Raw genomic sequence first — 12,808 nt, 5'->3', positions numbered from 1 at the left:
ATAATTGGCCCGGGTTTTAATAGTGAGTGTAACTAATATTTGAACCTGCTTTTCTAAAGTCTACAGTATCATTAAAAAAACAAGAAGGGTGGATATCCACCCTTCTTGTTTTTTTAATGATACTGCTAATTATTTAACATCCCAGAAAACTTTCGTTGACTGTGTGTCTTTAGATCGAACAGCATTGTAATTAGTTGTGTTAAGGGAGCTTTCGCTCGTAGGGTATAATAACCGACTTGGAGGTGTCTTGGTTGTAGCAGACCCATTATCAGTAGGAAAGCTGATAGGTGTAAGCTTCGTACGACGGTATTCAGCCCAGGCTTGGTTAGCCTGCATAAGCGTAAAATCAATCCATTTTTGGGTAGCAATCTTGGTGAGATTACTTGTTCCATAAGCGATGCTGGGTTGAGCCAGGAATGTTGCTATCTGAGTCTCGGTAGGAGGGGTATCCTTGGTGCCCGTGTAACTGCTTTTGTTATTAATGCTATACCAAAAAGCAATGGATTGGCGAATTCCGTTCTCATAAGCTGTCTTCGCTGTTCCTAATCCCCAGCGTTCATAAGCTTCAGCAACATTAAACCAGCTTTCTGCGGAAGTCATGATGAGGCCTGGGAATAAGTTATTTTCTGTGAAGGTGGTGGAATCCCAGCGAGAAATGGCATTAGCAGTCTGAGCATCCGTTAGCTGAGCAGCTGTCCATGTATTCACTACTCCCGTATAAGTTCCTTTAGCCGATTTAGTAAAAAAGACAGGAATACGGGGGTCATTTGCCGGAGCCATAGCTTTATCTAGTAAGGCGGCTGGAGCAAAAGGATTCACTTCAAAACCTTTACGCATATCGTTAATAGACACAAAATTACTACTAGTAGCGGAGGGCTGAATAACAATATTTTCGCTGGCTGATTCAATCAATGGATATTTTGAAGGATCGCTTAGAATAGTCGTTACTAAAGCCTTTGCCGTTGCTTCATCTGAATACGAGATACGCATAGCTAAGCGTAGTATTAACGAATTGCAGTATTTTCTCCACTTTGAAACACTTCCTTTATTAACATAATCGTAGCTAGTAAATTGACTAGCGAAGAAGCTAGGGGTGTTAGCCGTAGATAAATAATCGGAAATACGCTTGAGATCGGTAAGCATATTTACGTATGTGGTTTTCGCGTCATCATAGCTCGCCATCGAAATCTCTCCCGTTGCGTTTAGCTGTCCGGCTTTAGTGAAAGGAATATCTCCCCAATAATCAATCATCTGTGCCGTTTGATCATAAAGGTGGATGCGTGCGGTTTCCATGAAAAGCTGTAGGCCTGCTTTTTCCTCCTCACTTAAAGTGGAATATACTTTTTCCATTTCACGATAACGTGCAATGGTTTTAGTATAGTAGATATCCCACCGCGTAGCGTTATATGCGGTAACCTGCTCATAAACTCCATTCGACACTGTTACTCCGTTCAATTGGCTATACGTTCCAATTTCTGGAATTAAAAAAGTGTATAAGTTCCAGTAGCGAGGCAGGATGGTTTCATTCATTAATAAACCCGCCCACAAACGTTGAACGTCGGCTGTAGATGCACCACTTGGGTTTGGGTATGCATCTTCGATATCTTTTGTCGTACAACTCGAAAGGAAAAAGCCCAAGCTTGTTAATAGCCCTAAGGCAGAAAGAATAATTCGTTTCATAACTATCAATATGATCCAGTTAATAATGTCAAATTAGAATGAGAATCGTAAACTACCCCCAATAGATCGAGTTGCTGCGTTAGCTCCACCTACTGAAGTTGCTCTTGAAATCCAACTAGTTCCTACACCCTCTTCTGGATCAAGACCTGGGAGTGATTTGTAGATGTAGAATAGGTTTCTACCGTACGCTGAAAGCGTGAGGTTTTGAATGCCCAGTTTGGAGGTAAATTGGGACGGCAGGCGGTAGGAGAGGGTTACTTCCCGTACCTTAATGTAGTTATTGTCAAATACGGCATCCTTATAAGTAATGTTTGACCCCGAACCAGGATAGCCACCCCAGTTGTAGTGGTATCGATAATATTGAGGTGCCTCAACAATCTTTTTATTTACTTCGCCTCCTTCAGTTACCCCTTTAGCAATGATACCATCAGTATAGACGGTTTCCCCCTTAGGTCCTGCAGTTGTTCCTGTCGCAACTTGGATAAAGTTACCAGAAGCATCTGCATAATAAGATAAGCCTCCATGCTCTGTATCACGTCCAAATAAGGAGTTTTTATACATACCTGAACCTGTTCCATACAACCGGGAAAGAGAGATAATTTGGCCACCCCAAACAAAATCGGTTAATACACTAAACGAGAAGTTCTTGTAAGAAAGCGTATTCATTAGGCCACCAGAGAATTTGGACTGGATATTTCCAAATTTCACTAGTTTGTCGTAGTCAATAACGTAAAAACCGTCATCACCAACAATGTAGTTACCAGCTGCATCCTTCTTATGATCATAACCCCAGATGCTACCAGCCGCTTCGCCTGGCTTAGCATAGACATAAAGCGATCCGTTATCTTTATTATCAAGAGTAATCTGTTCCAGCCCCTGAGCAAGTGATACTACTTTACCTCGGTTCATTGCAAAGTTAAAGCGTGCATCCCAAGAGAAATTATTCGTTTTTACAGGCGTGCCATAGAGGGATAGTTCAATCCCATAGTTACGCATGTTACCTACATTTCGAAGAACACTGGTAGAGCCAATGGTAGATGGAGTTCCTAAACTGGTGATCTGATCTTTAATCAGGTTGTTATAATAGGTGATATCAAAACCTAATCGATTTTTCAAAAAGCGGTTTTCCCAGCCAAATTCAATTTCTGTCTTCATCTCATTTCTAAGCGACTTGTTGCCATAGCCTGATGATGAAGGATAGAGATAAGGAACGCCGTCCAGACTTCCAGAATTGTATAATACGTTCGAAACATAAGCATTGGGAGGGTTCCCCACCTTCCCCCATGCACTTCTGATCTTGCTGTAAGAAAAGAAGGAAGGTAATTGTACGGCATTGCTTAGTTCGAAAGATGCACTTAATCCTGGGTAAACGAAAGTGTTATTACCAGGAGCCAGCGTAGAAGAACGTTCTCTACGGAGTGTACCAGACACGAAAAGGAAGTTATTGTATTCTAAATCCAGAATACCGAAAATCCCATCTTTTACTAAGTTAGTAACGCTGTATGAACCCTCGGGTGGATTGGTTTTGCTGGCACTTAAGCTAAACCAGTTTTCTGAAGTTAAGCCATCCCGTGTGCCTGCATAATTGTAACTTAGTCGTTCTCTTCTACCTTGATAACCTGCCGAAAGTGTAGCATTGAACTTATCAGAAAGCTTTCTCTCATAAGTTAATAAAACATCTCCGTAAGTAATGTTATAAATATTCGAGTTGGTTCTATACGCTCCTGTAGCACCATAAGAAATCGGTTGTGTACTTTTTTCTTTAGTTTCCATGAAGTAGCTTGTATAATCTACACCCATGCGGCCTCGCACGTTAAGGCCCTTAGCTATATTATAATTAAGAGTAGCAGCGGGCATGAACCGACTTGAGGTTTCATCATAACTATTGGCCAATTGATTCCACAAGAAATCAAGGAAGTCTTTAGCCCGGATATTATATTTAAGCCTCTCTTCTAAGTCTAAAGTTGAAGTATAATCTACCCATTTATAACCCTTACTCGTCTGATATTTATCAAAGTATACGCTCATGTAATCAGCTGGACTAAAGAATCCACCGAAGTTATTGGTCAGGTAATAAATCTGACGAGGGCGGTTATGTACCTTTTCATGAACAAAATTCATGACCAAGTCTAAAGTTAATCGAGGCGTGATCGCATACTTAGAGTTAAAATTGAAAGTATTTTTTTCCTGCTTACCTCCAATCTGAATTCCTTTATAATCATTACGCGTGTAGGAAATACGGTAGCTACCTTTATCATTAGCATTACTCAAAGCGATGTTAGCAATAGTACTGCTTCCTGGGCGGTAAAATTCTTTCCAGTTGTTTGCATGAGAAATGTAAGGGCGAATTTTTCCGTCCCACCAATACACATCACTACCATCCATTTTAGGTCCGAACTGTGCATAAGATCTAAAGACGGGATACTTCACTGCCTGGCCGTTTATTGTAGTACGGATAAAGCCATCATCTCCAGCACCAAAATTTGCTTTATTTACTGAGCGTTCGTAGCCTGGTCCGTATTCGGTTTGTAAATCTGGGGCAGAGGATACTTTTTCTGAGTTAGCTGACAAGTTTATATCTACTCCTATGCCTTTTCTTGCTCGTCCGCTACCATTCTTTGTCGTAATAACCACTACTCCGAAGTTAGCATCAGATCCGTAAAGAGCAGAAGCAGCAGCTCCTTTTAAGATGTTGATATCCTGAATATTTTCAGGGTTAATATCAAGCAAACCGTTTCCATTAATCTTTTGATTGTTCCAATAACCATCGTTATTGGCCTCACCGTTTCGGATGATTACTCCATCCACAACAATCAAAGGCTGGCGTTGATAACCAATAGAGTTGACTCCTCGAATTTGAATACCTACGGCACTGGTTGCTCCACCAGTGTTGGTATTAATGGTAACCCCTGGAGCTTTTCCATATAAAGCAGAAGCAAAGTTTGTAGGTGCAGTAGCTACTACGTCCTTTCCGGAAATTTGAGTAGTCGCATAGCCCAGTTTACGCTGCTCTTTCTGAATTCCCATTGCTGTGACCACTACTTCATTAAGCTCTCTATTGTCTTCCTGTAAAGTGATATCAACAAAACTTTTTCCATTTATGGCTACAACTTGGCTAGTGTAGCCTACGAAAGAAACGACTAGAGAATCCTGAAGACTTTTTACCGCAAGTGAATAAAGACCATCTGCACTTGTCACGGTACCTGATACCTGAAGTTGAACCCTGGACTCGGATAGAAACACCCGGAAGATTTTGACCATCCGCAGAACTTACTCGGCCCGAAACTCTTTGGGCAAGAACTGGAATACTCAAAAACATCAGCCCTAGTAGCATGAGTTTAGGTAAACAATTTTTCATAAAGTGATGAATGTTAGGATTTGATAAGATTAAAAATCAACGCTTATCTAGAAATTCCATCCTGCAAGTTGCTTGTAGGCATGCGTTGCTAAGAACAATGCGAAGTCATTAGACTTATGGAAAAAATAGGCGTGTAGAAGAGGAAAAACTAAAGAACTGACCTTATTTAAAGCTAATGGAGAATTGCTAATGAAGACATTGGAAGAAATATTCCCTGCAATAACAGAGGTCTATTAAAGAGAGAGCGGTATTGATTAATGTATATATATTCCATTTTTTGATCATAAATTAAGTTAGGTGAACATTTTGCCCATAAAAATAACGGGTTCTTTAAATTATTGTAAAATAATACACAATAATTATTATTTATTTCATGAAATGCTGTATGTTATAAAATTTTTTTTAAAAAATTTCGCGTAAATCCACGTAAGTGGGTATATCTATTAGTATAAAATAGAAATAGTTAATGATTATATGGAATGACTGATTATACTATATATTAAAACTTTATATAATAATGCTTTGTATTTTTTTGAATATTTCATTATGTGTAAAGCGGCTATAATGAAATTTATCAAAAATGGTTACAGAACTTTGTTATAATTTCATTAGTAGTATAATTGGATTATATGTGTTATAGTAAGTATATGTGCCTATTTAGGGTTATTGTTTGATATATATATGGAAGTTCTGATGCTACTAGGAGAAAATAAAAATACCCTTGATAGGCTATTTGCCTATCAAGGGTATAAAACATATATAATTTTAGCTAGAGTTCTACTGTAACTTTCTCCCCTCCAGAAAATGCTTCCGGCACCGGGCTTCGTAGCTATCCGTTTCCCCGAGTAATACTTGTCCTGGAGTAGCTACTTTACGAAATGAGTAATTAGCCAGTTCTCCACAAACCACGCAAATGGCCTGCACTTTGGTTACATATTCTGCTACGGCCATTAGGGCGGGCATGGGGCCAAAGGGGTTACCGTCCGAGTCCATATCCAGTCCCGCAATAATAACCCGCTTGCCTCTGTTGGCTAGTTCATTACACACTTCAACAATTTCCGCATCAAAAAACTGAGCTTCGTCGATAGCTACAATGTCGCACTTACCCACTAGCTCTAAAATATCGCGAGCATAGGTAACGGGGCGGGAGCGAACGGAAGCCGAATTATGAGAAACTACGTCTTCAATGTGATAACGGGTATCAATCGCGGGTTTGAAAATTTCCACTTTTTGCCGGGCAATCAGAGCCCGGTTGATTCGGCGGATAAGTTCTTCCGTTTTCCCTGAAAACATAGAGCCACAGACCACTTCCATCCAGCCCGCGTGTTTCTCATCACCAGCCCGCAGACCACTCGTACGTTCAATAAACATAAGCCTTAGATTCTGCCTCGGATCACCCTTAGCGTTCTTCTCAATTACCCTACAAAATAACAAAGCAGCGATGGGATCATCGCTGCTTTGAAAAAAAGAGTACGGATTTTCGTACCAATTTTTACGACTCGAAATAATTAAGTGTCCGGAAACCACCCTGGTTGAGGTGAAGATCCTTTTTAAAGAGAGCTAAATCTGAAGTCATCATATCGTTTACCAGAGCGGGTAAGTCGTACTTAGGCTCCCAGCCCAGAACGGTTTTTGCCTTAGTAGGATCGCCGTGCAGTAAATCTACTTCCGTCGGACGGAAATAACGGGGATCAATGGCAACCACTTCTTTGCCAATTTCTAATTGATACTCTGCATTGTGACAAGCCTTCACATATCCTTTTTCATCCACGCCTTCACCTTTGAATTCCAGCTCAATGCCTACCTCATTGAAGGACATGCGGATAAAGTCACGCACTTTGGTAGTTACGCCCGTAGCAATAACAAAATCTTCGGCTTTATCCTGCTGAAGGATTAGCCACATGGCCTCTACATAGTCCTTGGCATGACCCCAATCCCGCAGGGAATCCAGATTCCCCATGTGAATTCTATCGAGCAGACCTAAGGCAATACGCGAGACGCCACGGGTAATTTTACGAGTTACGAAGGTTTCTCCGCGAAGGGGAGATTCGTGATTAAAGAGAATACCGTTAACGGCAAACATATCGTAAGCTTCACGGTAGTTAACCGTAATCCAGTACCCATATAACTTAGCCACAGCATAAGGAGAGCGGGGGTAGAAAGGCGTCGTTTCCGATTGGGGAACGGCCTGAACCAAGCCGTATAACTCTGAAGTAGAAGCTTGATAAATTTTGGTTTTTTTCGTCAACCCTAACAAACGTACGGCTTCCAGAATGCGAAGGGTACCTAAACCGTCTACTTGTGCGGTATACTCAGGTTCATCAAAACTCACCCGAACGTGGGACTGAGCTCCCAGGTTGTAAATTTCGTCGGGTTGAACTTCCTGAATCAGGCGAATGACGTTAGTAGAATCCGTTAAATCACCGTAATGCAAGTGAAAGCGAACATCCTGCTCATGCGGGTCCTGATACAGGTGGTCGATACGTTCAGTATTAATCAGCGAGCTGCGTCTTTTCACGCCGTGAACTTCGTATCCTTTTTCCAGTAATAATTCTGCCAGATAGGCACCATCCTGACCGGTAATGCCGGTGATAAGGGCTTTTTTCATGTGGTTGTATAAGAATAATGATTGGCCTGGTCGCTCTTTCTATACCTTTAGGGGGAATAAAAAGTTGCCTTTTGATAATAATCATTACAAAGATACCACAATATGAAATCAAAAATGATCAATGATAAGAAAGGATTAAGGCTCATACAGCTCGTCTTTATCCGCTGCCCGATTGTCCATGATCTTTAAAGCATCCCGAAGTGTTACCCGATCTGTAATAATGGTAGCTGTTGGGTAATCATCCTTGATTTTATTAAAGTAGCGTTCTACATCCAGTCGGGTAGCAAAATCACCTACGCGGAGGCGATACGTTGGATGATTGTAGGCAATATACGTATTGAGATCAGCGAATCGCTGATAGATAAAGAGTTTAGCTGCTTCGAGCTCGTTGCGTTTGGTTCCGGTGTAGAGTTGAATCCGGTAACCTGCGATGTACTTGGCTGCTTTATTCCGCTGAGCCATCGTATCGAGGATCGTATCAAGCTTTTTATTAATATTCAGGGGCTGCGTACTGACTGGAATCGCTGGCGTAACAGGCGTATTTTTTTCCTGGGCCGCCGTCTTTTCTATTTCCTTGACATCGCTCAGGTTATAAGTGGGGCGATACGTATTCAAATCCAGAGTGTAGGCCTTGGAAGAGCTGCTGGGCAATACTTTAGAAGCACAGCCTGACAGAGTAATCACTAACAAAAAACACAGGTACTTCACGCTTGATTTCATACGCAATCATAGATTCGCGATGATTGGAAGAAAAAATACATCGCATTTTTGAACAGGACTACAAATTTTCAGGTAAAATCCCAGAATTCAAATGCATTTGTGCGTCATCTTTACCAAAGTTTGCTTTCTCTTTAGTTAATAATCAGCTTATGCATATTCAGGAATATATCTCTCTAAAGCCTTATACCACGTTTGGAATTGAAGCTACGGCCCGTTACTTCGTAGAAGTCGACTCACTGGAAAGCTTACGACAAGTGCTGGCAGAGCCCGCTTTCGCTGCTACCGAAAAATTGATTCTGGGTGGCGGAAGTAACGTGTTATTAACGAAAGATTTTGACGGATTAGTCATTCGCATGGCTATTACTGGGATCAGCGTTTCGGCGGAGGACGAACTGTACACGTATGTAAGAGCCGGAGCCGGAGTGGTTTGGCACGAGTTAGTTCTGGAAAGTCTGGAAAAAGGCCTGTCAGGACTGGAAAATCTATCTCTCATTCCCGGTTCGGTAGGGGCTTCGCCCATGCAAAACATTGGAGCGTATGGCGTCGAGATCAAGGATGTGTTTCATTCGCTGGAAGCCATTGACCGTCAAACTGGTGAGATTCGAATTTTTAGTCACCAGGAATGTCAGTTCGGATATCGGGAAAGCGTCTTTAAGCATGAACTCAAAAATCAGTTTGTTATCGTTGCGGTTACCTTCAAGCTTTCAAAAACACCGCATTATCAGATTAGTTACGGAGATATTCAAAAAACGCTGGAGGCCAGGGGTGTTACCGAACTAAGCAGCAAGGCCATTAGCGAAGCAGTGATTGAAATCCGTCGCTCGAAACTGCCTGATCCGGCGGAGTTGGGTAATGCGGGGAGTTTCTTTAAGAACCCGGAAATTCCTGCAGGGCAGTACGAAGCCCTCAAAAGCCGTTTTCCCAATATACCCGGTTATCTAACTACGCCCGGACAAATCAAGGTGCCGGCGGGCTGGCTCATTGAACAGGCGGGCTGGAAAGGGTATCGGGAAGGCTCTGTGGGGGTACACGCCAAACAGGCTCTGGTACTAGTCAATTACGGTCAGGGAACGGGTCCTGAAATCAAAGCTTTATCCGAAAAGGTACAGGCTTCGGTGCTGGAAAAATACGGCATTCAGCTCTCGGCTGAGGTGAATTTCATTTAGCTTCTGATTGATAATAGTTCTTTGAGGAAAGCACTAGCAATTTATGGTATTTGGCTACCGCAGTCGCTTGGCTCTAGCCGAGTAACTGCGGTGGCTTCCCGAAACGAAGTCCGTTCGCATAACCAACAAGTTCCTTTGCTTGGCTCTGGATGACAAGCTACTTTCCCCTAATTGGAATTTTACTCGTAAAACAGCTTGATCAGGGCGAGTATTACCATTCCTCTTTACTGAATCAACTGTTAACGGCCTTGCTTTTCCTGACCATTGTCTCGTTATTAATATACGTCATTAAAACCACCTGAGCAGTAACTCCCGGTGGTTTTAAGGCATAGGGTTGGTTCGTATTAAGGTAAGAAAATCTCTCCTTTTAAATACATCACGGCTTCGCCTGACATCTCCACGCGATTGCCTAGGAGTTTCACCCATAACTCACCACCCCGCTTGGAAATTTGCCGGGCGAATAGTTCGGATTTGCCGAGTTTTTCAGCCCAGTAAGGCACTAATACCGTATGTGCCGAACCCGTTACGGGATCTTCATCTACGCCAACGGCAGGACCAAAAAACCGGCTAACGAAATCAGCTTCATCGCCTCTGGCGGTTACAATGATGCCACGGGCATTCACTGATTTAAGAGCTCTAAAATCGGGCGTTAACGCGGCTACTTCGGCTTCGCTTTCCAGTACTACCAGGTAATCATTCGTGCGGCCTTTTAGTACCTCCAGGGCTTTCCCAATCCCCAGATATTCCAGTAATCCTTCTGGAGTCGATTCGGCGTAAGGGACGTTAGCGGGGAAGTTGAGCGTGTATTTTTTCCCGTCTTTACGAACGGTTAATAAACCCGAATTCGTCTGAAAGCGGATCTCGCTTTCGCTGTATCCCAGATGGTCGTAAAGGACTTTTGCCGTAGCGACGGTGGCGTGTCCGCAAAGATCAATCTCTACCAGTGGCGTGAACCACTTCAATTCATAATCCACGCCAGACTTTACGAAAAAGGCCGTTTCGGCCAGATTATTTTCAGCGGCGATGTGTAACATTTCTTCTTTACTCAGCCAGCTTTCCAGCGGAACGACAGCGGCGGGGTTACCTTTGAAAAGTTGAGCGGTAAAGGCATCTACCTGATAAATGGGAAGAGTCATGGCTTCGATTAATAAGGTGGTAAACCACTAATTTGAGCTTTCCTGACGAGTTTATAAAATGCTTTTACAGAAAATTACCATTGGTAACGCAATTGAACTTTCACATCCGTACGGTGCGGATGCGGGATCTCGTCTAAGCCTGAACCTACCGTGGGCTGATTAAATAACTGCGTTCGGGAAATCCGGCACCAGGCTTCGAGGTGTTTGGAAAACGAATACCGAAACAAAGCATACGTACGAATCCCTACGTCGGCGTAGGCAGGAATGGAAAACGCCGCCAGTACATCGTCTTCGTAGACGTAGATACGGCTGTCGTAATCGTTGGTGTGGAAATAGGCCAAACGGCCTGTGAGGGTTACCTTTTTCATCTTCAGGCGAGCATCCTGAATCAACGCGAAACCCTGCGAAGGAGCATAGTTTCGGTAACTGAATCGGGCATAATAGATTCGACTATGAAGCGACCAACGGGCCGTAACATCCCGGCTGTAGCCAGCCCAGACCCCGCTTCTTTCAGTAGGGGTAACAAAAGAGGTTTTGGAAAGTCGCGAGGGAATATTCTTTTCTTTACGCTCAAAAAAAGCCTGTAGCGTCCAGGCTCTGGTTTTACTGGGACGATACGTGCCACGAAGCAGGTACCCATATCCCTGCGAAGGTTGATCAACCAAATATTTTAGGGAAGGAAAGCGGAAATAGTCCAGGTAACCACCCACCTGCCAGCGTTTATTTGGCGTGTATTTCAGTCCTGCGTATAAACCCGTTTCGTTGATGGGGCGTGAATTTTCACTGAAGGAATTACCGTAAAACGTGTGAAAATTTCGATCATAGTGCCGAAAAATTAGGCTGGCGTCCCAGCGTTTACTGAGGCTGCTCAACACACCGCTTACCAGTCCAATTCCGCCGGAAGCTGAGCGGGCTATTTCTCCGAAACCGTTTAAATTTCGCCAGAGGTAACTATAATTCAGTGAAAGAAGCGTATTCGTTTTTCCCGAAAACTCGTACTGATTATAGGCCCGATTCGCTTTTTGCAGGGTTTTGTCATAATTCGTTTGGAGATACGTAAACCCCAAACTCACCCGGCTGTTTTGCCAGCGAAGATGACCCCCATAATCCTGCGTTTGCAGACTGGCCTTATCACTGATTTCTGCGTCTGTCCGGTGCAATCCCGACGTTTGTAAACTGCTGACGGTGTATTCGTCAACCAAGTTCGCATCCCGGCGAATTCGGGAATAAAAACCTGTGAACTCCAACCGGGCACTTAGCTGAACTGTTGCCGCCAGCCCGCGAAAAAAACCGTATTCCGTTGAAGAAGTATAGGGTCGAATGCCCAGTTGGCTACGACGAACGGTAAGCACAGCTTCTGAGCCTTTACTCAGATAAAACCCTCCCGCCAACACTAACCCCTGACCGACTTGTAACTGGTAATCACCCACAGAGAGACTCTTGAGTCGGCCCCGGTTTTGTAGATGGGCCTGAAAAGAAAGATAATCCGTGCCGTAACTCCGTGTTGCCGGGTTCCAACGAAAGGGTTCTCCGGCATCCTGCTTGGTGGTAACGCCAAGGCTAAAATTTCGGGCAGCGTACCCTTTATACCGCATGAATAGCCGGTAAGGGCTTCCGAGGTATCGGGGGTTACCCTTGGCATCGGAGGTAAAGCCTTTGCGAAGTTCGAGGGAACGATCATACCGCAGGATTAACGTATGATTAGGGTTACCAGAAAGCCGTTGAGCATCGACGTAAACAAAAGGGAGTAGGCGTTGGATGGTAACTAAATCAAAATAAGGAATGGACTGAAGTTCGTAAAGTGACACAAATGGCCCGGCCTGTTGACGGTACTGAAAGAAGTGGGTAAGCTGCTGTTCGGAGAGAATATATAATCCCGTGAGTTCTTCGAGCGTGACGTCATTCAGATTGAGCGGCTGTTGATAAAGCTGATAGAGATTATCCAGCACCTCTTCGGATACATTTTCGGATTGATTCGGTAATAGTTGCTGTACGAGGATGCCAGGATCTACCTCTGGCCGAACAGGTTCCTGGGCCCGGCTAATGCAGGGTAATAACAGAAAAACAAATAGCCATTTCATGGGTCGAAAAAATAATCGACCAATTTGAGTAATTTAACTTAATTGATTGATAAATAGTT

Annotated in this window: 8 protein-coding genes; 1 reads left to right on the top strand and 7 read right to left on the bottom strand. The window is 43.3% G+C overall.

What is annotated here, in order from left to right:
* Positions 1-129: 129 nt before the first annotated feature.
* The 5 genes from QE390_RS05400 to QE390_RS05380 all read right to left on the bottom strand — a co-directional run bounded on the left by QE390_RS05400 (position 130) and on the right by QE390_RS05380 (position 8,366).
* Positions 130-1,680, bottom strand: coding sequence for a SusD/RagB family nutrient-binding outer membrane lipoprotein (locus QE390_RS05400; protein WP_307141377.1), 1,551 nt, complete (start codon positions 1,678-1,680; stop codon positions 130-132).
* 33 nt (positions 1,681-1,713) lie between these two features.
* On the bottom strand, positions 1,714-4,878 hold the full coding sequence (locus tag QE390_RS05395; RefSeq protein ID WP_307141376.1) for a SusC/RagA family TonB-linked outer membrane protein: 3,165 nt from the start codon (positions 4,876-4,878) through the stop codon (positions 1,714-1,716).
* Positions 4,879-5,815: 937 nt separating this feature from the next.
* Positions 5,816-6,409, bottom strand: coding sequence for a thymidine kinase (locus QE390_RS05390; RefSeq protein ID WP_307141375.1), 594 nt, complete (start codon positions 6,407-6,409; stop codon positions 5,816-5,818).
* A gap of 121 nt (positions 6,410-6,530) precedes the next feature.
* A complete protein-coding gene (gene gmd, locus QE390_RS05385) occupies positions 6,531-7,646 on the bottom strand; it encodes a GDP-mannose 4,6-dehydratase (RefSeq protein ID WP_307141374.1) in 1,116 nt (371 codons plus the stop codon).
* 135 nt (positions 7,647-7,781) lie between these two features.
* A complete protein-coding gene (locus tag QE390_RS05380) occupies positions 7,782-8,366 on the bottom strand; it encodes an SPOR domain-containing protein (RefSeq protein WP_307141373.1) in 585 nt (194 codons plus the stop codon).
* A 149-nt stretch (positions 8,367-8,515) separates the two neighbouring features.
* Here QE390_RS05380 and murB point away from each other — a divergent pair, with 149 nt between their 5' ends.
* On the top strand, positions 8,516-9,532 hold the full coding sequence (gene murB, locus QE390_RS05375; protein ID WP_307141372.1) for a UDP-N-acetylmuramate dehydrogenase: 1,017 nt from the start codon (positions 8,516-8,518) through the stop codon (positions 9,530-9,532).
* Between the two features lie 344 nt (positions 9,533-9,876).
* Here the strand turns inward: murB and QE390_RS05370 are convergent, their stop codons facing one another.
* Together QE390_RS05370 and QE390_RS05365 are read right to left on the bottom strand one after the other, a co-directional pair.
* Positions 9,877-10,668 (bottom strand): PhzF family phenazine biosynthesis protein, encoded by a 792-nt coding sequence (locus QE390_RS05370; protein ID WP_307141371.1) that lies wholly within the window; start codon positions 10,666-10,668, stop codon positions 9,877-9,879.
* A gap of 74 nt (positions 10,669-10,742) precedes the next feature.
* The gene (locus tag QE390_RS05365) at positions 10,743-12,749 is read right to left on the bottom strand and encodes a helix-hairpin-helix domain-containing protein (RefSeq protein WP_307141370.1); all 2,007 of its coding nucleotides are present in this window, start codon (positions 12,747-12,749) and stop codon (positions 10,743-10,745) included.
* Between the last annotated feature and the right edge of the window lie 59 nt (positions 12,750-12,808).

It is taken from the genome of Siphonobacter sp. SORGH_AS_1065 (genome assembly GCF_030818595.1).
In the GTDB taxonomy this organism is placed as follows: domain Bacteria; phylum Bacteroidota; class Bacteroidia; order Cytophagales; family Spirosomataceae; genus Siphonobacter.
The sequence above is the reverse complement of the archived record's forward strand: the minus strand, read 5'-3'. Positions and strand labels throughout refer to the sequence as shown.